This is a genomic window from Pseudomonas sp. Pseusp88 (assembly GCF_047303955.1).
Lineage (GTDB): Bacteria > Pseudomonadota > Gammaproteobacteria > Pseudomonadales > Pseudomonadaceae > Aquipseudomonas.
Window position 1 is genome coordinate 178613 of sequence record NZ_JBGLYM010000005.1, and the last position, 20506, is coordinate 199118.

Genomic DNA, 20506 nt, shown 5'->3' on the forward strand with positions numbered 1-20506 from the left:
ATCTGTTTATATGGAAATTATATTCTAATAGAGTCATTTCCAGCGACCTGCCTCGCGCTACGTTTGACCGTTTTCTGCTGACTGAAATCGTCACGCCTCATCCATAAAACCAACAAGAATGTGGAGAAAGACCTTTCATGAAGACCCCGATCCGTTTTGCCTCATTTGCCTTGCCCCTGCTACTTGTCAGCGGTGCCGCACTGGCCGACATGAAGATTGGCGTGAGCATGTCCCAGTTCGATGACACTTGGCTGACCTACCTGCGCGAATCCATGGACACCAAAGCCAAGTCCTATCCCGATGGCGTAAAACTGCAATTCGAAGATGCCCGCAGTGATGTGGTCAAGCAGTTGAGCCAGGTAGAAAACTTCATCAGCCAGAAGGTCGACGCGATTATCGTCAACCCGGTGGATACCGCCGCTACCCGCAAAATCACCGAAGCCGCTGTCAAGGCAGGCATCCCGCTGGTCTATGTCAACCGTCGTCCGGATGACCTGAAACTGCCTAAAGGTGTGGTCACCGTGGCGTCCGACGACCTGGAGGCGGGGCGACTGCAGATGCAATACCTTGCCGAAAAAATGGGCGGCAAGGGCGACATCGTGATTCTGCTCGGCGACCTCGCGAATAACTCGACCACCAACCGCACCAAAGGCGTAAAAGAGGTGTTGACCAAGTACCCGAATATCAAGATCGAGCAGGAGCAGACTGGCATCTGGCAGCGGGATAAAGCCATGACGCTGGTCAATGACTGGTTGACCCAAGGCCGCAAATTCGACGCGGTGGTGGCCAATAATGATGAGATGGCGGTTGGCGCAGCGATGGCTCTTAAACAGGCAGGCAAGGCTAAAGGTGAGGTGCTGATTGCCGGGGTCGACGGTACGCCGGACGGCTTGAACGCCATCAAGAAAGGCGACATGGCGGTCTCCGTGTTTCAGGACGCAAAAGGTCAAGCGGATGGCTCCATCGAGACTGCGGTAAAAATGTCCAAGAACGAACCGGTTGAGCAGGCCGTATGGATTCCCTATCGCTTGATCACTCCGGAAAACGTCAACAGCTTTAAATAGTCCGTCTTTTCAATAACAACAATAAACACGCAAGGTTGCCACGGTGACCTTGCTGATGGAGTACTGATCATGTTCGCTTCAGCGACTGCTTCGAGCACCCCTTTAGTGGGGGTTAAGCCAACTACAACGTCTGTCGATGAGCCGTACCTGCTGGAGATCATCAACGTCAGCAAGGGCTTCCCCGGTGTTGTGGCTTTGTCCGACGTGCAACTGCGGGTGCGCCCCGGTTCGGTACTCGCGTTGATGGGCGAGAACGGCGCGGGCAAATCGACCCTGATGAAAATCATCGCCGGCATCTACCAGGCGGACGCGGGTGAGCTGCGTCTGCGGGGCAAGCCGGTGGTCTTCGAAACACCACTGGCGGCTCTGCAGGCCGGGATCGCGATGATCCACCAAGAGCTCAACCTGATGCCGCACATGAGCATCGCCGAGAACATCTGGATCGGTCGTGAGCAACTCAACGGCTTCCATATGATTGATCACCGCGAGATGCACCGTTGCACTGCCGCTCTGCTGGAGCGCCTGCGGATCAACCTGGATCCCGAAGAGCTGGTCGGCAACCTGAGCATCGCCGAGCGGCAGATGGTCGAGATCGCCAAGGCGGTGTCCTACGAATCTGACATCCTGATCATGGATGAGCCGACCTCCGCCATCACCGAGACGGAAGTGGCCCACCTGTTTTCGATCATTGCCGACCTGAAAAGCCAGGGCAAAGGCATCATCTACATCACCCACAAAATGAACGAAGTGTTTGCCATCGCCGATGAAGTGGCGGTGTTCCGCGACGGTGCCTACATCGGCCTGCAACGCGCTGACAGTATGGACGGCGACAGCCTGATTTCGATGATGGTTGGTCGTGAGTTGAGCCAGCTGTTCCCAGTACGCGATAAGCCGATTGGCGATCTGTTGCTGTCAGTGCGCGACCTCAAACTCGACGGGATTTTCAAAGGCGTTTCGTTTGACCTGCATGCCGGAGAAATCCTCGGTATCGCCGGGTTGATGGGCTCGGGACGTACTAACGTTGCCGAAGCCATTTTCGGCATTACCCCAAGCGACGGCGGTGAGATCCGTCTCGACGGTCAGGTGGTGCGTATCAGCGATCCGCATATGGCCATTGAGAAAGGCTTCGCGCTGCTGACTGAGGATCGCAAACTCAGTGGCTTGTTCTCGTGCCTGTCGGTGCTGGAAAACATGGAAATGGCCGTGCTGCCGCATTACGCCGGACATGGTTTTATCCAGCAGAAAGCCTTGCGGGTGCTGTGTGAAGACATGTGCAAAAAACTGCGGGTCAAAACCCCGTCGCTGGAGCAGTGCATCGATACCCTGTCCGGCGGTAATCAGCAGAAAGCCTTGCTGGCGCGCTGGCTGATGACCAATCCACGGATTCTGATCCTCGACGAACCGACCCGTGGCATCGATGTCGGCGCCAAGGCCGAGATCTATCGGCTGATTTCTTACCTGGCCAGCGAAGGCATGGCGGTGATCATGATTTCCTCGGAGTTGCCCGAAGTGCTGGGCATGAGCGACCGGGTGATGGTCATGCACGAGGGCGACCTGATGGGCACCCTCGACCGTAGCGAAGCGACCCAGGAACGGGTGATGCAATTGGCCTCGGGCATGTCCGTGGTTCACTAATTGATGCCAGCGATGGCTGCGGCCAGCGCAAGCGATGCAATAGAAGGGTGAAAGGTTATGAACGCGATACAGGAAAACAAGCCGGCAATGGCAGCGACCAAAACTCGTCGGCGCTTTCCGACTGAGCTGAGCATCTTCATGGTGCTGATCGGCATCGGTCTGGTCTTTGAACTGTTCGGCTGGATCGTGCGCGACCAGAGCTTCCTGATGAATTCCCAGCGTCTGGTGTTGATGATACTGCAAGTCTCGATCATCGGCCTGCTGGCCATTGGCGTGACCCAAGTGATCATTACCACGGGTATCGACCTGTCGTCAGGTTCGGTACTGGCGCTGTCGGCGATGATTGCCGCCAGTCTGGCGCAGACTTCGGATTTCTCCAGGGCGGTATTCCCGTCGCTGACTGACTTGCCGGTGTGGATCCCGGTGATAGTCGGGCTCGGCGTCGGGTTGCTGGCGGGGGCAATCAACGGCAGCATCATTGCTATCACTGGCATTCCACCGTTCATTGCCACTCTCGGCATGATGGTCACGGCACGTGGTCTGGCGCGTTACTATACCGAAGGCCAGCCCATCAGCATGTTGTCTGATTCCTACACGGCCATCGGTCACGGCGCGATGCCGGTGATCATTTTTCTAGTGGTGGCGGTGATCTTCCACATCGCCCTGCGTTACACCAAATACGGTAAATACACCTACGCCATTGGTGGCAACATGCAGGCGGCGCGCACCTCCGGGATCGACGTCAAACGCCATCTGGTGATTGTCTACAGCATTGCCGGGTTGCTGGCAGGCCTGGCCGGTGTCGTCGCTTCGGCCCGTGCCGCCACGGGGCAGGCCGGGATGGGCATGTCCTATGAACTGGATGCGATTGCCGCAGCAGTGATCGGCGGTACCAGCCTGGCGGGCGGAGTAGGGCGCATTACCGGCACCGTGATCGGCGCATTGATCCTTGGGGTGATGGCCAGCGGGTTCACGTTCGTCGGGGTCGATGCCTACATCCAGGACATCATCAAGGGCTTGATTATTGTGGTCGCGGTGGTCATCGATCAATACCGCAACAAGCGCAAGCTCAAACGCTGAGGTTGAGTGACTGACAGGCTGCGAATGGCACTCAATCAGTAATATGCGTTCGGCTTTCAAGCAGGAATCTGGCGACTAGAGTGAAATTCTATTTCTAAGGCGAAGCAGTAAATATGAAGTCCTCGATTCTCTTTTCCTTCAGCAGCCTTTGCGGTGCCGTTTAGTACTGGTTTCACCCTGACGGTCGCCCCCCTTTGTTACGGCAAAGGGGGAAACCATTTATCGCTGGCGTCCGGCCCCGGTTCGCGGGGGCTCCTTCGTTCTGGCATCGTGATGGGGCAACGCACCGACGGCGCTCGTTCGGCATCCATGGCGAGTGCACTCAACCACGGCACCTACATTCAGCTTCCCGACACTCTTTTGGCGGCGTCTACCCAATTGAATCAAAGACGTTCTTGCCGGCCCGACGGGCAACCTGGATGGACCTTTTCTGACCTGGATTCACAGTCCCGAACTGGCCAGTCATGCCCAGCGTCTCGGAGCGTTCTGTCGATATGGCACGCGGCTTGAGTTGCGCCTGACGGAGTTGGCGATTCTCTTCACCGCCGTGTGGTGGCAGTCGCAGGCGTAGTGGCAGATTCATGAGCCGATCGCCCGTGCCGCGGGGTGTCACAGACTCGGTTATTGAAGCACTTCGGCAGCAAGTAGTCCCGCAATTCGCGCGCGAGGATGAACAACTGGTCTATAGCCTTGGCAAGTCGTTGTACGAAACGCGTCGTATTGACGAGGATTTGTATGCGACCGCAATCCAGACGTTCGGGGAGCCTGGCCTTGTAGAGCTTGTCGGGGTTTTTGGGTATTACTCGTTGGTGGCAATGACTTTGAATGTCTTCGCGGTGCGTCGTGATAGCGATGCACCGCTGCCATTTGTTGAGCGATGATTACGGAGTTGAAGTAATGCTCCGAAAAGCATGTCGCGTCTTCGTCACATAGCGCTATGTATGCCCCCAATATTGCCCCCAGTCGCGGCCGATCTGCGAGCGATCGCTATTCGTTGTACGTCATTCTGGGGCGGGCGGGCGGAGGTACGTGGGTGATCAGTTGCCAAGGGTGTGGCGCCGGGCGCCTGGCTGGGACTACACCTTGCTAGAGCTTCTATGACGGCATATGGCCATTGGTTAGACAGGGCTAATCTACATCCTCAAATCGCAAATTATGACGTCCTCGCCGGTAGGTCCACAACTTATACGTTGGATAAGTGCCCATTAATGAAGAGGAACGATGATGCTTAATGAAAGAATAATCAGAAAACTCTGCGCCGCCGCGGAAGGCCAAGGAACGGATATCGAGAAGTTTGTCCCCATGTTGAGAGGGCACGTTCGTCGCTTTGTTCATCCCCCGCTCTCAGGAAAGAGGCACCCGCCAATGCGGACCAGCGCCTTCAACTCTTCGCTCACTTGCGTGGGGTTTTGACTTAATCGGGTAACAAACTTATCGATGTCCCGTGCGTACGACTTCGAATCATGCTTCGCGCTCCAAAGGACGATGTTGAGCACGATGGGAATGAGGTCCAAGCCTTTCTCTGTCAGCGTGTAGAAATCCTTGCGCCTGTCGTCGGGATTGGGTGCCTTCGAGAGAACTCCTTGCCCTTCAAGGAAGGCGAGGCGGGACGCAAGGACATTGGACGCGATACCTTCTTCAGATTTCAGGAACTGGCCATAGGTCTTCTTACCCGCAAAAACGATGTCGCGAATGATCAAGAGCGACCATCGGTCGCCGAAGATCTCCACGCCATAGTTCACTGCGCAATGGGACCGAATGTCTTCTTTAGATGTGGTTTTCATGGGGGGATCTTAACATCACTTGCATGGAGCAAGTAAATTCCAGTTATTCGCTTGCATTTTGCAAGTGAGGCAACCAGCATGGTTAGGACATTGAACGCGAATACCCAGCCGTAAAGGAGATCCCCATGTACGACACAACCAGGTTATCCGAATTGCTCCGGTTCGCACGCGTGGATGCAGGCTCCACCGTCATCGACGTTTACCCAGGCGACGGCGAGTGGACCCGTCTGTTCTCCGACACCGTGGGACCAAAAGGGCGGGTCTACAGCTTTGTGCCAGCCGAAGTCGCCCACTTCAAGAACGATCCGCTCGGCAGCATGCAGACGCTCGCGAAGGAGCCGGGCCGGGAGAATGTCGAAGCCGTCTCCGCCGACCTGACCGCGATGCCGGAGGTCACGCAACCGGCGGATGTCCTGTGGCTGCACCTGTTCTACCACGATCTCCACACTGATCTGATGAAGGCGAGGGGCGCGACGGCCGCCGACTTCAATCGAGCCGTCTATGAGCAGCTGAAGCCTGGTGGGGCCTACGTCATCATCGACCACGCCGCCGCCATCGGGACGGGCGCGAGCAATGCCCAGGCGCTGCATCGGATTGAGCCCGCATCCGTTCGCAAGGAGGTGGAAGCGGCCGGTTTTGTACTGGACGCGCAAAGCACTTTGCTCGCAAACAAGGACGATCCGCACTCGACCAAGGTGTTCGATCCCGCCATCAAGGGCGAGACCGATCGCTTCGTCTATCGGTTCATGAAGCCCTGACAGGTCACGACGCCGTCTTCATGGTTGTCAGTCAAATGGGCCAAAGGAAGGTAATAGCAGTCGACCAGGTGGCTTGGACAAGGCCATTCTGGTCGCGAGGTTTCTGATCTCGGGAAAGATACATCCGCGATTGCGGACCAGCGCCTTCACCTCTTTGTCGACCTACCAGGGGCTTCGATTTAGTCGAGCCACCACCCTCATGATCAAGAGCGACCACCGGTCGCCGAAAATCTCCACGCCACTGTGCAATGGAACCGAATGTCTTGTTCAGATATTGATTTCAAGGCTGGTTCTTAACATTGCTTGCATCGAGCAAGTAAATTTCCGAAATTCACTTGCATTATGCAAGCGAGTCGGCCAGCATGGTTCGTAGGTTTTACGCAGTCGCCGGATCACGCCGGCAGTCCTTGAACGGTCAACCAATATCTGTAAGGAAATTGCACATGAGCACTATCAGCATCATCGGCTCAGGTGGCATGGCTGCAGCGATCGGCGGCCTTGCCGCCAAAGCCGGACACACCGTCGAGGTGATGAGTCGTGACGCCGCCAAGGCAAGGGCGCTGGCCGAGCAGATCGGAGCTGGCGCGACGACAGGAGCGTTCGGCACCGCCCCGGCCGGGGATATTGTGATCCTGGCGTTTCCCTATTCAGCGGTTCTCGAGGTGCTGAAGCAGTACGGCGAAGAGTTGGCAGGCAAGCTTCTTGTCGACATAACCAACCCCGTCGCCCCTGACTTCAAAAGCTTTGTGACCCCTGAGAACAGTTTCGGCGCGCAGGAAATCGCCAAAGCTGCGCCAGCCGGCGCCGAAGTCATCAAGGCGTTCAACACCCATTTCTCCCACGTCCTGGCTGCCGGTCCTGTCGAAGGCCACTCGCTGGACGTGTTCATCGCTGGAGACGACGCGCAGGCGAAGGCACGCGTCTCGGCATTCATAGAGAGCCTCGGATTACGCCCGATGGACGTCGGGCCGTTGCTCATGGCGCGAACGCTGGAGCACGCCTGCCTGCTTTCGCTGGGCCTCATCGCCCACTCCGTCAAGCACACGCACTTCTCAATCGGCGTCAGCCTTCTCGGCTGACCGCACCCGCAGCAACTTTTTTTTATCTCACTTAAAAGGAACACGAACATGCACGTATTCGTCACTGGCGGGACTGGCCATTCCGGTCCATACATCATTTCCGACCTCATCGCTGCCGGCCACGAGGTCACCGCTTTGGCACGGTCAGACAGTGCGGCGGAGGCGATCACTGCGCTCGGCGCAAAGGTGCGTCGCGGTGATCTCGATGATCTCGAGGGGCTCAAGGAGGCGACTGCAGCCGCCGACGGCGTAATCCACGTCGCACACCGACAAGACTTGCTTCCGGTCGGCGGGATCGACGCTGTTGCCGCAGCGGAGGTCCAGATCATGCTCGCATACGGTGATGCGCTGGCTGGAACGGGAAAGCCGCTGGTCGTGTCGGGCAGCATCGGTTCGCCGACTAACGAGGGCTGGCCGGTTCCTGGGCCACTCCAGAGTCGACCGGCGACCGAGGAGGATCCGGCTCTTTCTCCGGCTGGCGATCAATATAAGGGCTCGCTACGGGTCCGGAACATCGTGGAGCTGACTGCAATCGGTCTCGCAGCGCGGGGCGTGCGGTCTTCGGTCGTGCGCATTTCTGAAATCATGCACAGCTCAACCGACAAGGCCGGGTTCCTTCAGGTCCTGATCGGGCAAGCAAAGGAAAAGGGCGTCGTTGGCTACCCCGGCGAAGGCTTGAACCGGTGGGCGGCAGTGCATGCCCGCGACCTCGCTACCCTGTTCCGCCTGGCGCTGGAGAAGAGTCCCGCTGGCAGATCCTGGCATGCGGTTGCTGAAGGGGCGATCCCGTACCGCGAGATTGCAGAGGCCATTGGCAGCCGTCTGAACCTTCCCGTCGTGCCCATTCCTGTGGACGTAATGATGGGGCCGGGTTTCTTCGGCTTCCTCGCGAATCTGGTGACGCTGGATACCCCGGCGTCGAACGAGATCACGCGCCAGATACTCGGCTGGACACCCGCGCAGCCGGGCCTGTTTGCCGAGATGGGCAACGGCCACTACTTCCCTGTCGCCTGAGTGAGCTGAGGCTGTTCGCCGGGTCGCAACAAGCCCCGGCACCCACGGGATATTAACCGGGGGAAGCCCGTTCAGAGATTGCGGGCAAGACCCCAACTCATTTGGAGATTACACATGAGCACTATCAGCATCATCGGTTCAGGAGGCATGGCTACGGCCATCGCCGGTCGTGCCGCCAAAGCTGGACACACCGTCGAGGTGGTCAGCCGCGACCCCGCCAAGGCGCAGGCGCTGGTCGACAAGCTCGCAGCCGGAGCGACCACAGGCGCCTATGGGGCCGCGCCCGCCGGCGGCATCGTCATCCTCGCCGTGCCGTACACCGGCGCGGCGTCGGTGGTGGCCGAGTACGGGGACGCGCTGGACGGCAAGGTGATCATCGACATCACCAACACGGCCTCGCCGGACCTCACGGGCCTCGTCTCTCCCGCTGGCAGTTCTGGTGCGCAGGAGATCGCCAGGATCGCCCCCGCCAGCGCGCATGTCGTGAAGGCATTCAACACCCTTTTCGGCCACGTCCTTGCCAAGGGAGGCCCCCTCGACGCGTTCATCGCCGCCGACGATTTGGAGGCCAAGGCGCGTGTCTCGACGTTCATCGAAAGTCTCGGGCTACGACCGTTGGATGTCGGTGGCCTGCACATGTCCCAGACGCTTGAGGCGCTCGGCCTGATGATGATCGGCCTGGCCAAAAACGGCGCCGGCACTTGGGACATCGCGTTGAAAGTCGATATCGGTTGAATCACCGACATCATGCTCCTCACCGGCAGGTCCACAAGCTATCTGATCAGAACGGACGCGATCAGATGCGAGAGAAACGGAGAGATTTCGATGAACACACAAAAGAATGTCCAGGTTGTTAAGGACTTCTTCATCGCAATGGGCCGCAGCGATAGGCAAGGTCTGCTGGCGCTGACTTCCGAAGATATTGAATGGATCATTCCGGGCGAGAACTGGCCGCTGGCTGGCACGTATCACGGGCAAGCGGGATTGGCAGAACTGCTTCAGAAGGCTTCCGAAGAGATGGAAACATCCGTCATGGAGTTCCATGAATACGTGGCGCAGGGAGATCGGGTTTTAGTCATCGGCTTCGCCAAGGGGAGAATCAAAGCCACGAATAAAACGTGGGAGGACGATTGGGTCTTCGCCATTACCGTGCGAGATGGAAAACTGACGAACATTCGGGAGTATATCGATACACAAGCACTTGCGCGGGCCTGCGAAATGGATGCCGGCTCCAGGCCTCTCGATCAACGGTTTTCAATGGAATGAAGAGATGTAGGAGTATCGCGCTGCCCCACCGGACACGCTTTGCGAAGCGTGTGGCGGGCCTTCAAGAACCAGCGCTCACGGTCACGAAAGCCGATACCATCATCTTTTGATTCCGGCAAACCGACGGCGCTACATGCTCGATGAAACAGTGCTGCTGCCCAAACACCTCGTTCCGAAAAATCACACGCAGTGTCCATGAAGCGGCGCGTGATGTTCCCCGGCGAATCGCCGCAACGCCTCAATACGTTTGCTCTCGTCATGAGCGCAAGAAAGTCGAAATGTTGTTTGCCTACTTCAAGCGAATCCTGAAGATGGATCGATTACGGCTATAAGGCATGACCGGTGCAACCGACGAATTTACCTTGGGGGCTGTGGTAAAAAATCTAAGGAGACTGGCCAAACTGACGTCTAAAGGTCCGCCAGTCACGGGGTGAGTGCGCACGAAAAAAGCAAAAGCCCTAAAAATAACCCACTGACCAGGCTGCAATGGTCAACGCAGAACCGAAACGCTACTCAACGTGGTGAATAGGTTCTGAAGTGATGGCCAACCTCGACTTCATCCAACCTGAAATTCCGACTTTTTCAACGTGATTGGCTATCAACTGCTTTGCACCTAGCGAACGGCGACGATATGTGTTTTTGATTACCTGGAAGTGAAGGAGCCCGGAGGCGACCGCCGCCGGGCCTTCACCTTACAAGTTGATTGGGTACTGCGTGATGAACCTCACGTCGTCAACATCGCTATTGAACGAGTTGCGATAGGTCGCCTGGCGCAGGCGGAATGACAGGTTTTTCAACGGTCCGCTCTGGATCACGTAGGCCGCTTCCAGATCGCGCTCCCATTCGTTTTGGTTGGTGGCACCGTTGGCCAGGCTGATGTTGTCGCCCTTGATGTAGCGGGCAAACACGTCAAGTCCGGGCAGGCCGAACGCGGCGAAGTTGAAGTCGTAGCGTGCCTGCCACGAACGCTCATCTTCACGTGTGAACTCGGCGTATTGCACGTAGTTGGCCAGGTAATCGGTGTTGCCACCATCGGTATAGAACACATAGCCGTTCTTACCGGTTATCGCCTGGTAAGCCAGGGTCACCTTATGGGGACCATAGGCGTAGGCACCCTTGAGGCTGAACGAGTCGCTATCGATTACACCACCGTTTTCCGCACCGATGCTCTTCTGGTTATAGAAGCGAAAATCGGTGGAGAATGTCTGTATGGCATCGATCGGTTTGACCCAGCTCAGGCCCGCGTATTTCTTCTTCCACAGGTCCTGGACATCAGAAGCATAGAGCGCGCCAGTGAGGTTGGGGGTGAAGTTGTAAGTGGCGCCTACCACATCCGCCTTCGTCATGGCGCCGGCGTTGTGAGCGCTCTGGTTATAGGTGCTCAGGGAGGTAAGGTGCGCCACGTCCACGCGCAGGTTGTCGATTTCCCTGCTGCTCAGGTAGAAGCCTTCCGTGGTTTCCGGCAGCAAACGACTGTCGCCGGTTGAGAACACCGGCAGATTGAGCGTTTGCCCGCCGTATTTGAGCACCGTCTTGGAAATCTTCACCTTGACTGCCCCCGCAGCCCGCGAGTAGTTATCCGCCGCATGATTCACGCCCGCGACATGGTTGCCGCTGCTCGGCAGCAAGCCGCTGCCAATACGGTCAGAACTGCTGTCGAGCTTCATGCCGTAAAGGCCAATCGCATCGATACCGAAGCCAACCGTTCCAGGGGTGAACCCTGAGGTAAATGTCCCGATGAAGCCTTGCGCCCACTCTTCGCGATAGCTTTGCGCGGTGGATGCTGCATTGCGAAAATCGCGGTTGAAGTAGAAGTTTCGCGCGACGATCGAGATGGTGCTGTCCTTGAAGAACGGATTGTCCTGAATGTCATCCCCAAACGCCGCGCCGGAAATAGTCGCGCACAGCGTTGCACAGCCAAACATGAAAGCTGATCTCATGGTTTACGCCTTTATCAAAAATAATCAGCAGATGGCGAAGTGGTCAATGTGTTGTTTTTGTTATTGGCATCCGTGCTTCTTTCTTGTGAATCAGGGTTATTCAGCCACCTCGCAGATGCTGAGGATGGCCAGGATGTAAATGCGCACCATGTCCAGGTAATCACGCTTGTGCACGCGCTCGTCCGGCATGGTGTTGAATTTGCCACCTGGGCCGCAGACGACGCCTTGCATGCCCAGGCGCTGATAGAAGTGCGCGGCGTCGGTGCCGAAATAGGCCGGCGGGGTGATGATGCCGGTGGCCTGTGGCGCGCCCCGCACCTGCTGGTAGGCAGCGTTCACAGCCTTGACGATCGGCGAGTCGTGGGACACCTCGAACGGTGGCATCAGCGGCTGATTGTCACTGTCATTGATCAGCGTTGCCTGCAGGCCGGGAAACTGCTCGCAGAGCTGATCGAGCAGGCGCTGCAGATCCGCCAGCACCGACTCCACGGTTTGCCCCGGGGTGTAGCGGGCCGAGCCGCGCAGGCGCAGGAAGTCTGCGACTTGCGGTGGACGCCACTCTTCGAGGTCGCGGCCAAGGGCGCCACGGATCACGCCGATATGCCCGCGATTGACCTTGGCATGTTCCGGCGAGCGTGCCCCGCTGAAGGTGATGCCGTTGATCTGTGGTATCAGTTGCACGGCGGCGGTGATCACGTCGACTGCTTCTTCGCGCTTGGACAGGTGACGGGTGTCGCCGGTCAGTTCGATGACGAACATCAGCGATCCGACGTGCAGGGTGACGGCCTGCAGGTCGGTGGGTTCGGAATTGATGAAGTAGTCGGCCTTCACCCCCTGTTCAATGGCGGCGATGGTGCCGATTCCGCCCTGTAACTCGCCCACCACGTAGGTCAGGATCACGTCGCCCTTGAGCTTGATGCCGGCGTCGATCAGGGTTTTCAGCGCACAGAAATACGCGGCATCGCCGGCCTTCATATTCGACACGCCGATCCCATAGATGAACTCGTCATCAATCTTTCCCTCCCACGGGTCCACGGTCCATCCTTCGGTCACCGGGTTGGTGTCAAGGTGACCGTTGAACAACAGGCTGTGGCCGCCACCCTTGCCTTTGAGTGTGCCGATGGCATTCAGACGCTCGCCGGGCACGGGCATCAGCTCAGTGTGCAGGCCCAGCTCTTGCATCTGGCCGGCCATGTATTCGGCCAACTGTCGTTCTTCAGGGGTGGCGCTGTAGCTTTTGTGCTGCACCATCCGCGCGAGAAAATCCAGGCAGTACGTCTCGTCAATTCGGTCGATTAGCGTGTCAGGCGTCATGAAGGGAGTCCAATTCGTTCAAAGGCTGCGGCACTGCATCGAGCAGTGCGCGGGTGTAGGGGTGAGTGGCCTGGGCGGCCATGCCCACCGCCGGCAGAATCTCCAGCAGGTCGCCGCGGTACATCACACCGATGCGGTGGGCGATCTGGCGGATGAGGTTGAGGTCATGGGTGATGAACAGGTAGGCGGTGCCGTGCTGGCGTCGCAGCTCCAAGAGCAGCTCGATCACCGTGGCCTGCACCGAGACGTCGAGGGCGGCGGTGATTTCATCGCAGATCACCAGTTCCGGTCGGGCGGCAAAGGCACGGGCAATCGCTACGCGCTGTTTTTGCCCACCGGACAGCTCGTGGGGATAGCGGCTGGCAAAGTCTTGGGGCAGGCGCACTTCGCGCAGCAGGCGGGCAATCGCCTGGGCTTCATTTTCACCCTCGCTCAGGCCGTAGAGACGCAATGGCCGCGAAAGGATCTGACCGATGGTCTGCCGCGGGTTCAATGATGCATCCGGGTGCTGGAAGATGATCTGCACCTTGCGCCGGTAGTCGCGGTTCATCTGCGCCGGGCCATGGATCGGCGCACCGTCGAAATGCACCGCTCCGGTGAACAGGGTCAAGCCGGTGAGGGCTTTGGCCAGGGTCGATTTGCCGGAGCCGGATTCGCCAACGATGCCGAGGATTTCACCGCGTACCATGCTCAGGTTCATGTCGCGAGCGCCCATGGACGGCACCGATTTGCGCCGTAACAGGCTGTCGAGCAGGGCGGGGCGACCGTAGCGTACGTTGAGGCCGCTGACGCGCAACAGGGTCTCGCCGCTGGCCGTCGGTTCGTCCAGTAAACGCTTGTCGGCGGCCGGTACCGCCGCCACCAGGCGTTGTGTATAGGCATCTTTCGGTGCGCTGAAAATGCGACCGCCACGGGCTTGTTCGACGATGCGCCCCTGGTTGAGTACGCACACTCGGTCAGCGACTTGCGACACCAGCGCCAGGTCGTGGGAGATGTACAGCGAGGCAACCCCGGTTTCTTCCCGCAGGCGGCGAAACAGCTGCAGGATTTGCGCGGAGCTGATGACGTCGAGGGCGGTGGTCGGCTCATCAAAAATCAAACATTGCGGGCGACAGGCAAAGGCGGTCGCAATCAGCACACGCTGTTTTTCTCCCCCCGAGGCTTCGTGGGGAAAGCGCTTCATCATGGCCGCCGGATCTTTAAGGTCGACGTCGGCCAGCAGTTGTTCGCCCAGGGCCCACGCGTCGCGATAGCCCAGATTACGGTGGCGGGTGAGGACTTCCACCACCTGTTCGCCCAGGCTCAGCGTCGGATTGAGGGAGGCGCTGGGGTCCTGGAAAATCATTCCCAGGCGGCCGCCACGAAGTCGTTCGACCTGGCGCTGGGGCATCTGTAGCAGGTTCTCGCCCTGTAAACGGATACTGCCGCCGATTTCCCGTGCGTTGCCGGCCAGGTAGCGCATGATTGCCCAGCCAAGGGTGGTCTTGCCCGAACCGGACTCACCCACCAGCCCGACCACTTCGCCGGCCGCCACGCTGAAGTCGATGTTTTGCAGGACGTGCAGGGCGCCGCCGGGCAATTGATAGTCGAGGCTGTAATCGGCCACTTCCAGTACGGTACTCATGAGCGCTGCCCCTTTGGATTGAGGGCATCGCGCAAGCCATCGCCCAACAGATTGAAACCGATCGCCAACGTGGCGATGGCCAGGCCCGGCATGAGCATCATCCACGGTGCCTGGAAGAAATAGCGCCGCGCCTCGGCGACCATCAGCCCCCATTCCGGCTGCGGCGGTTGCGCGCCCAGCCCGAGGAAGCTGAGGGTGGCGAAAAGCATGATGGCGAAGGCCACGCGTATGGTCGCTTCGACGATGATCGGCGCGACGATGTTGGGCAGCATCTCGCGCACGACGATGTAGCCCGTTGATTCGCCTCGGGCGATAGCGGCATTCACATAGTCCTGGCGCCGTGCAGCGAGGGCGACGCTACGGGCGATGCGCGCCATGCTCGGGACGAAGGCAATGGTGATCGCCAATACGGCGTTGAAGTCGCTGCGACCCAGGGTGCTGACGATCAGAAGGGCGAACAATAGGGTAGGGATCGACATCACCGCATCGAGGGTGCGCATCAGCGCTTCGTCGATGCGCCCGCCAAGGTAACCGCTGACGGTGCCCAACAGCGCACCGATGAGCATTGCCATGGCGGTGGCCATTACCGACAGCGAGATCGTCGCGCGAGCGCCGATCAGCAGGCGGCTGAAGATGTCGCGGCCCAGTTGGTCTGTGCCGAACCAGTGCACCAGGCTTGGCGCCTTGTAGCGTGCGAGAATCGAAATGGCTTCAGGGTCGAAGGGCGCCAGCGCCGGGCCTGCGCACACCAACACCAGCGCCAGCAGCAGGACCAGGCTGCCGAGAAAACCTTGGGGAGTCGCCAGCAGGCGATAAAAAACATTACGCATATTGAATTCGCCGGTCGAGATAGGCATAGGTCAGGTCAGCCACGAAGTTGACCAGGCAGTAGGTAGCGGCGAGGATCAGCACGCCCCCCTGAATCGCCGGCAGGTCGCGGGCGGCTACCGCGACCAGCAGTTCGCGGCCAATGCCGGGGATGTTGAAGATCTCTTCGACCACCACAATCCCGCCCAACAGGTAGCCGACGTCCAGGGCGACAATGGTGATGGTCGGCAGCAAACCGTTGCGTAACGCATGGCGCAGCAGCACCCGGCGCCGCGACAGGCCCTTGAGGCGTGCGGCGCGGATGTAGTCGGTTTCCAGTACGTCGATCATTTCTGAGCGCACCATGCGCGACACATGGGCCACCATGATCATCGACACCGTCAGCGTCGGCAGGATCAGATGGCGAATGCCTTCGCTAACGTTATCGCCGAGGGGCACATAACCGGTCGCTGGCAACAGTTGCCAGACATCGGCGAACAGCAGGATCAACAGCGTGGCCGTCACAAACTCCGGCAATGACACGCCAATGTACGACAGCACACCGATGATCAGGTCCACCGGACGCCCACGGCGCACGGCGGCGACGATGCCCAGCGGGATCGCAATCATCAGCATCAACAGCAATGAACAACCCGCCAACAACAGCGAGCGGCCGAGGGCATCGATCAGTGAGCCCAGCACCGGCTGGCCATTGCGCATCGACACGCCCAGGTCGCCTTGCAACACAGCCGTCAGCCAATGGCCGAATTGCAGCCAGGCGGGCTGATCCAGGCCGAGCCTGGCGCGCAGGGCGGCCAAGGCTTCGGGCGTGGCGCTTTGGCCCAGGAGCGTAACCGCCGCATCGGCGGGCAGTAGTTGGGTAATCGCGAAGACCAACAGTGAAACGATCAGTAAGGTGTACACCACCAACAGCAATCGCTTGGTCAGGTAAGCAGCAGTCACAGGTTCATCCTCGGTTCATCCGCGCTTTGGAGCACTGTCGTCAAGCCAGGCCTGGTCCAGACGAAAGACTGCGCCGCGTGGATGCAGTTGATAGCCCTGGACGTAAGTGCGCTGGGCGGCCAGCACGTCGAAGAAGGTGGGGATCAGTGACGGCACTTGTTCGTGCATCAACTGTTGCGCGGTGGCGTACAGCGCGGTGCGCTTGACCGGATCGTCGGTGCCACGGGCTGCGGCCACGGCAGCGTCGAATTCGGCGTTGTTCCAGCGGGTTTCGTTCCAGGCCGCATTCGAGGTGTACAACAGCGAGAAAACCGCATCGGCCGAGGGCTGCATGTTGTAGAAACCGACGTAGAAATTGCCTTTCTTCCACACCTGGTCCAGGTAGGTGCTGTTGGCCATGGTCGCGACGGTAATGTTGAAACCGGCAGGCTTGGCCATTTCGCGTACGGCAATTCCCAGTTGGGTACGAGTGGAGGGTTTGTCCGAGGCCACCAGGGTGATGTCCAGCCCGTTGGGGTAGCCCGCGTCTGCCAGCAGCTTTTTCGCCTGGGTCAGGTTGGCTTGGCGCAGCGCGATGTCCGTGTGATAGCGGTAGGCGGCATTCAGCGGCGTGTCGTTGCCAGGGGTACCTAAGCCTTCGGCGACAAAATCGACCAGGGCCGAACGGTCGACGCACAGTGACAACGCCTGGCGCACGCGCACGTCATTAAAAGGCGGCTGATCGCAAGCCATGTTGATGTTCAGGAACTGCCCGGACGCCACGCGCAGGCCTTTGACACCGTTGGCCTCACTGAGTCGGCTGAATTCGGTTGCCTGGGCCGAGAGCATCAGGTCGATATCACCGGACATCAACGCCGAGCCTTCCGAGGCCGGGTCCGGGTAGACGCGGATTTCGACGCGGTCCAGGTGCGGGCGTTGCGGGTCGTAGAAGTGTTCGTTGCGGGTGACCACCACCATGCGTTCCGGCTCGAACGACACCAGCTTGAACGGCCCGGTACCCACGGCTTCGCGAGACAGTCGCGCCATGTCGCTTTGCAGGATCGCGGCCGGGACGATCTTGGCGTCCGGGTAGGCAAGGCTTACTGGCAAGTCGGCATAGGGGGCTGAAGTGGTCAGCTTGACGTGCAGGTCGTCCAGCGCCTCGACGCGATTGATCGGGCCGATGTTGCGCAGGCCAGGGGAGGCGGTTTTAGGGTCGAGCACTGCTTGCAGGCTGGCGGCGACGTCCTTGGCAGTACAGGCGCTGCCATCGTGGAAGCGCAGGTTGCCGCGCAGGGTGAAGGTCCATTCGGTGAGGTCGGCGTTGTGGCTCCAGGACTGCGCCAGGTCGGGCTCGGCCTGCATGTCCTGGCTCAGGCGGGTGAGGCCGTTGTAGAGCAATTCACTGAGCAGATACTCGGGGTTGACCCTGGCCAGCAGTGGGTTGAGCATGCCGACCGCCTGGTCGACGCTGATGCGCAAGGTCCCACCTTTTTGCGCGGTCGCAGCGGCCCACAAGGACGTGGAAAACGGCAGCATGGCGGTGCCGGTGACAATGGCGGAAGTGCTCAGGAAGCGACGGCGGTTCAGCCTGAAGACGGTATTCATGGCAATACTCCACATGACAATGAGAGAAGCGTGGGGCAGCTACGTAAAAAAGCCGATGACCAGTCTTGGCGCCAGTCTTCGGGGTACATCGCTCAGCCAGACTGTGCGGTGGCGATGGTTTGCGGGGTGAAATCTTCAGCCAGGTAGGCCAGGATCGATTGCGCCAACGCGACCAGGTCGCTGCGCGTGGTGTATTCGTCGGCGGCATGTATTCGGCTTTCCGGGCGTATCAGCCCACCCAGCAGGATTTCCTGAATCCCGGCTTGCTGGACCCAACCCATGTCCGAGCTGCTGGACGAGCCGTAGCACTGGAATTGTTCTGCGGTAAAGCCGAAACCAACCCCCAGCGCCGCCTGCCAACGTGGCCAGTGCGGCCCGGTGGGGTCGGCGACCGGTGCCAGATGGCCTATCACTTCGTGTTCCACGGACAACGCTTGGGTGTCGGCCATGGCCGTGTCGATGCACTGTTGCAGCTCGGCCATCACCGACTCGAACGGCTCTTGCGGCGCGTAGCGGCGATTGATCAGTATTTCGAACTGCGCCGGGACGGTAGAGCCCTTGCTGCCTCCGTGGGCGGCGGCCAGGGTCATGCGTGAGATCAGCGGTGCGCCGTTGTAGTGAGGCGGCGCCGGCATCGGCCAGGCGCGCTGTTGCACCTGTTGTTTCAGGCTGTGCAGGGCATTGAGCAGCGGCAGGCTCTGTTCGATGGCGTTGATTGCATCTACCGGTTCGCCGGAATGGGATGAGCGCCCCTTAACGGTAATCTTCAGATCAATACTACCGAAGCAACCCGCCCAGATACGCGGTGCGGCGCCGCCGTTAAAGCTGAGGATATGCCCCTCTACCATTTGCTGTTCGGCCAGGTAGCGAATGCCGGGGTACAGGCCACCTTCTTCATCGGTACACAGCAATAGAGAAGGGCAGAAGCGCAGCGGCAGGTTGAAGCGTTGGGCGGCGCGCAGGGCGGCGAGGGTGGCGGCCACGCTGCCTTTCATGTCGGCGGTGCCGCGCCCGATCAATTTGCCTTCGACTTCGGTCAGTTGCAGCGGCGGCTGAGTCCAGCCATCGCCTGGCGGCACGGTGTCGACGTGAAAGTACAGGCTGCACACTTCCTGTTGGCCGCGTTGGCGTGCGATCAGGTTGATGCGCTCGCCATGGGCTTCACCGCTGCGGGTCTGCCACAACGGTTCTGGCACGGTGACGCGGCGGGTCTGCAGGCCCAGCGGCGCGACAAGCGTTTCCATGAGGTCGGCAAACGCGCCGTAGCCCGCGCCTGGTGGAAAACAGGTATCGACTGCGATCATTCGTTGCAGATCATCGATCAGCGAATCATGATCCGCCTCGATCGACTCGAGTGCCTGCTTCAGAGCTGCATGGGTGAACATTTTTGAGTCTCGTTGTATTTCTATATAGTTTATAGTTAAGTATCTCGACATTGCCCGTCAAGGAAAAAATATGACCGATAGCAACGCGCCGTCTGCACCAGCCAGTTCTTTTTCGCGCCTGAGCGAGCACGACAGCGCGCCACTGTATGAAGTGGTCAAGCGACATATCTCGGAAGCGATCCTTCTCGGGGAGTGGCCCAGTGGCACGGTGATACCCAGCGAAAACGCCCTGGCCAATGATTTTGGCGTTTCAGTGGGGACCGTACGGCGTGCGCTGGCCGAGTTGGTGTCGGAGGGAATGCTGATGCGTCGGCGCAAGACCGGTACGGTGGTGACGGGCTGGGCGCCTCTGCACAACCTGCGCTACTTTTTCCAGTATTTCCGTCTGCACAATAAGGAAGGCGCACTGCTGAAGTCGCGCACCGCCTTGCTCGATTACCAGCTCGGCGAGGCGACTGCGCTGGACGCGGAAAAGCTGTTGATCGAAGAGGGCAGCCCGGTCTATCGCCTGCACCGTTTGCGCAGCATTGACGGCGTGGCAGCGATGCATGAGCGGTTTACCGTGGTCGCTAGCAAAGTGCCGAACTTCCCCGGCCCCGACGAGTTGCCGGAGCTGCTTTACCGTTACCTGCTTGAACAGTACGGACTAAGGGTGGCGGCGGTGCGTGAGCAACTGACCGCGGGGTTGGCCAATGAGGAGGATTGCCGCTTGCTGGAACTGACGGCGCCGCACGCGGTGATGATTATTGATGCCGTGTCGTTCGATCAGGCTGCAACGCCGGTGATGATGACCCATCAGCGCGTCAGTACTGAGTACTTCATGTATGTTAACGAAATACGCTGAGCAAGCTGCGGCTGCTTGAGCCGCATTGCTGAAGTCGCGCAGCTGAGATTTAGCGAACGGCCGTTCCTCTTCAAGTTCTAATGAAAAGAATTTAAAAATTAATGAAAACTCACGCCAATTTGAGGGTTACGGCACGTCGCGCGCTGTACGCGCTTTCACTGCGAAGGAGCCAGAACCACCTAAAGTGACGCTCTCACCGCTATGAAGCGCAGTGGATATGACGGTTGTAAGGGCTTCCAGTGCGCGCCCGGTAGTGGATTTCGAGAGGTCGGCGGAGCTCGCTATAGCCTCAATCAGATCGTTTTTATTCATGTGTGACTTCTTTCGCTGGCTGATTATTGACGAATAATCTACTCAGATTG

The 20506-nt window shown here is 59.1% G+C and carries 19 protein-coding genes and 1 pseudogene; 11 read left to right on the forward strand and 9 right to left on the reverse strand.

The genetic code is table 11. The annotated features are described in order from the left end of the window. Positions 1-137 precede the first annotated feature (137 nt). The 4 genes from ACCD02_RS09075 (at position 138) to ACCD02_RS09090 (ending at position 4660) form a co-directional block, all read left to right on the forward strand. Positions 138-1064 carry a sugar ABC transporter substrate-binding protein gene (locus ACCD02_RS09075; protein ID WP_413300548.1) on the forward strand — a complete coding sequence of 309 codons (927 nt, stop codon included), beginning with the start codon at positions 138-140 and terminating at the stop codon, positions 1062-1064. 69 nt (positions 1065-1133) lie between these two features. Beyond that, entirely contained in the window at positions 1134-2699 is a 1566-nt protein-coding gene (locus tag ACCD02_RS09080; protein ID WP_413300550.1) for a sugar ABC transporter ATP-binding protein, read from the forward strand. Between the two features lie 57 nt (positions 2700-2756). Next, on the forward strand, positions 2757-3779 hold the full coding sequence (locus ACCD02_RS09085) for an ABC transporter permease (protein WP_413300552.1): 1023 nt from the start codon (positions 2757-2759) through the stop codon (positions 3777-3779). Positions 3780-4360: 581 nt separating this feature from the next. Then, entirely contained in the window at positions 4361-4660 is a 300-nt protein-coding gene (locus ACCD02_RS09090; protein ID WP_413300554.1) for a hypothetical protein, read from the forward strand. A gap of 450 nt (positions 4661-5110) precedes the next feature. Here ACCD02_RS09090 and ACCD02_RS09095 read toward each other — a convergent pair whose 3' ends face one another. Continuing rightward, positions 5111-5563, reverse strand: coding sequence for a winged helix-turn-helix transcriptional regulator (locus ACCD02_RS09095; protein WP_413300556.1), 453 nt, complete (start codon positions 5561-5563; stop codon positions 5111-5113). A 125-nt stretch (positions 5564-5688) separates the two neighbouring features. On the opposite strand from ACCD02_RS09095, the gene ACCD02_RS09100 reads away from it, so the two are divergent. The 6 genes and pseudogenes from ACCD02_RS09100 to ACCD02_RS09125 all read left to right on the forward strand — a co-directional run. Further along, positions 5689-6321, forward strand: coding sequence for a class I SAM-dependent methyltransferase (locus tag ACCD02_RS09100; RefSeq protein ID WP_413300558.1), 633 nt, complete (start codon positions 5689-5691; stop codon positions 6319-6321). Positions 6322-6764: 443 nt separating this feature from the next. Next, complete coding sequence (locus ACCD02_RS09105) at positions 6765-7400, forward strand: NADPH-dependent F420 reductase (protein WP_413300560.1); 636 nt, start codon at positions 6765-6767, stop codon at positions 7398-7400. A gap of 48 nt (positions 7401-7448) precedes the next feature. Then, positions 7449-8414, forward strand: coding sequence for an SDR family oxidoreductase (locus ACCD02_RS09110; protein ID WP_413300562.1), 966 nt, complete (start codon positions 7449-7451; stop codon positions 8412-8414). A 114-nt stretch (positions 8415-8528) separates the two neighbouring features. Beyond that, complete coding sequence (locus tag ACCD02_RS09115; RefSeq protein ID WP_413300564.1) at positions 8529-9149, forward strand: NADPH-dependent F420 reductase; 621 nt, start codon at positions 8529-8531, stop codon at positions 9147-9149. Positions 9150-9239: 90 nt separating this feature from the next. Next, positions 9240-9680: a nuclear transport factor 2 family protein gene (locus ACCD02_RS09120; RefSeq protein ID WP_413300566.1), complete on the forward strand. Its 441-nt coding sequence runs from the start codon at positions 9240-9242 to the stop codon at positions 9678-9680. Then, positions 9652-10114: pseudogene (locus ACCD02_RS09125) on the forward strand (transposase); the annotation flags it as partial. The gene ACCD02_RS09120 and the pseudogene ACCD02_RS09125, both read left to right, overlap by 29 nt. Before the next feature lie 258 nt (positions 10115-10372). On the opposite strand, the gene ACCD02_RS09130 reads toward ACCD02_RS09125, so the two are convergent. From ACCD02_RS09130 to ACCD02_RS09160, 7 genes are all read right to left on the reverse strand, one after another. Continuing rightward, positions 10373-11620 carry an OprD family porin gene (locus tag ACCD02_RS09130; RefSeq protein ID WP_413300567.1) on the reverse strand — a complete coding sequence of 416 codons (1248 nt, stop codon included), beginning with the start codon at positions 11618-11620 and terminating at the stop codon, positions 10373-10375. Between the two features lie 96 nt (positions 11621-11716). Beyond that, positions 11717-12934, reverse strand: coding sequence for a M20 family metallopeptidase (locus tag ACCD02_RS09135; protein ID WP_413300569.1), 1218 nt, complete (start codon positions 12932-12934; stop codon positions 11717-11719). After that, positions 12924-14558 (reverse strand): nickel ABC transporter ATP-binding protein NikE, encoded by a 1635-nt coding sequence (gene nikE, locus ACCD02_RS09140; RefSeq protein ID WP_413300571.1) that lies wholly within the window; start codon positions 14556-14558, stop codon positions 12924-12926. The genes ACCD02_RS09135 and nikE overlap by 11 nt, the downstream gene beginning before the upstream one ends. Next, entirely contained in the window at positions 14555-15388 is an 834-nt protein-coding gene (locus ACCD02_RS09145) for an ABC transporter permease (RefSeq protein WP_413300573.1), read from the reverse strand. Before ACCD02_RS09145 ends, nikE begins: the two co-directional genes overlap by 4 nt. Then, positions 15381-16328 (reverse strand): ABC transporter permease, encoded by a 948-nt coding sequence (locus tag ACCD02_RS09150; protein ID WP_092412243.1) that lies wholly within the window; start codon positions 16326-16328, stop codon positions 15381-15383. Before ACCD02_RS09150 ends, ACCD02_RS09145 begins: the two co-directional genes overlap by 8 nt. A gap of 15 nt (positions 16329-16343) precedes the next feature. After that, positions 16344-17915, reverse strand: a complete 1572-nt coding sequence (locus ACCD02_RS09155) for an ABC transporter substrate-binding protein (RefSeq protein ID WP_413300576.1) — start codon at positions 17913-17915, stop codon at positions 16344-16346. 92 nt (positions 17916-18007) lie between these two features. Continuing rightward, positions 18008-19300: a M20 family metallopeptidase gene (locus tag ACCD02_RS09160; RefSeq protein ID WP_413300578.1), complete on the reverse strand. Its 1293-nt coding sequence runs from the start codon at positions 19298-19300 to the stop codon at positions 18008-18010. Positions 19301-19370: 70 nt separating this feature from the next. On the opposite strand from ACCD02_RS09160, the gene ACCD02_RS09165 reads away from it, so the two are divergent. After that, positions 19371-20144: a GntR family transcriptional regulator gene (locus ACCD02_RS09165; protein WP_413300580.1), complete on the forward strand. Its 774-nt coding sequence runs from the start codon at positions 19371-19373 to the stop codon at positions 20142-20144. A gap of 126 nt (positions 20145-20270) precedes the next feature. Here ACCD02_RS09165 and ACCD02_RS09170 read toward each other — a convergent pair whose 3' ends face one another. Further along, positions 20271-20456, reverse strand: a complete 186-nt coding sequence (locus tag ACCD02_RS09170) for an HU family DNA-binding protein (RefSeq protein ID WP_413300582.1) — start codon at positions 20454-20456, stop codon at positions 20271-20273. Between the last annotated feature and the right edge of the window lie 50 nt (positions 20457-20506).

Excerpts from the sequence above, each read along its gene's own strand:
- ACCD02_RS09075 (WP_413300548.1), top strand. The coding sequence starts at position 138 with ATGAAGACCCCGATCCGTTTTGCCTCATTTGCCTTGCCCCTGCTACTT.
- ACCD02_RS09080 (WP_413300550.1), top strand. The coding sequence starts at position 1,134 with ATGTTCGCTTCAGCGACTGCTTCGAGCACCCCTTTAGTGGGGGTTAAG.
- ACCD02_RS09085 (WP_413300552.1), top strand. The coding sequence starts at position 2,757 with ATGAACGCGATACAGGAAAACAAGCCGGCAATGGCAGCGACCAAAACT.
- ACCD02_RS09090 (WP_413300554.1), top strand. The coding sequence starts at position 4,361 with ATGAGCCGATCGCCCGTGCCGCGGGGTGTCACAGACTCGGTTATTGAA.
- ACCD02_RS09095 (WP_413300556.1), bottom strand. The coding sequence starts at position 5,563 with ATGAAAACCACATCTAAAGAAGACATTCGGTCCCATTGCGCAGTGAAC.
- ACCD02_RS09100 (WP_413300558.1), top strand. The coding sequence starts at position 5,689 with ATGTACGACACAACCAGGTTATCCGAATTGCTCCGGTTCGCACGCGTG.
- ACCD02_RS09105 (WP_413300560.1), top strand. The coding sequence starts at position 6,765 with ATGAGCACTATCAGCATCATCGGCTCAGGTGGCATGGCTGCAGCGATC.
- ACCD02_RS09110 (WP_413300562.1), top strand. The coding sequence starts at position 7,449 with ATGCACGTATTCGTCACTGGCGGGACTGGCCATTCCGGTCCATACATC.
- ACCD02_RS09115 (WP_413300564.1), top strand. The coding sequence starts at position 8,529 with ATGAGCACTATCAGCATCATCGGTTCAGGAGGCATGGCTACGGCCATC.
- ACCD02_RS09120 (WP_413300566.1), top strand. The coding sequence starts at position 9,240 with ATGAACACACAAAAGAATGTCCAGGTTGTTAAGGACTTCTTCATCGCA.
- ACCD02_RS09130 (WP_413300567.1), bottom strand. The coding sequence starts at position 11,620 with ATGAGATCAGCTTTCATGTTTGGCTGTGCAACGCTGTGCGCGACTATT.
- ACCD02_RS09135 (WP_413300569.1), bottom strand. The coding sequence starts at position 12,934 with ATGACGCCTGACACGCTAATCGACCGAATTGACGAGACGTACTGCCTG.
- nikE (WP_413300571.1), bottom strand. The coding sequence starts at position 14,558 with ATGAGTACCGTACTGGAAGTGGCCGATTACAGCCTCGACTATCAATTG.
- ACCD02_RS09145 (WP_413300573.1), bottom strand. The coding sequence starts at position 15,388 with ATGCGTAATGTTTTTTATCGCCTGCTGGCGACTCCCCAAGGTTTTCTC.
- ACCD02_RS09155 (WP_413300576.1), bottom strand. The coding sequence starts at position 17,915 with ATGAATACCGTCTTCAGGCTGAACCGCCGTCGCTTCCTGAGCACTTCC.
- ACCD02_RS09160 (WP_413300578.1), bottom strand. The coding sequence starts at position 19,300 with ATGTTCACCCATGCAGCTCTGAAGCAGGCACTCGAGTCGATCGAGGCG.
- ACCD02_RS09165 (WP_413300580.1), top strand. The coding sequence starts at position 19,371 with ATGACCGATAGCAACGCGCCGTCTGCACCAGCCAGTTCTTTTTCGCGC.
- ACCD02_RS09170 (WP_413300582.1), bottom strand. The coding sequence starts at position 20,456 with ATGAATAAAAACGATCTGATTGAGGCTATAGCGAGCTCCGCCGACCTC.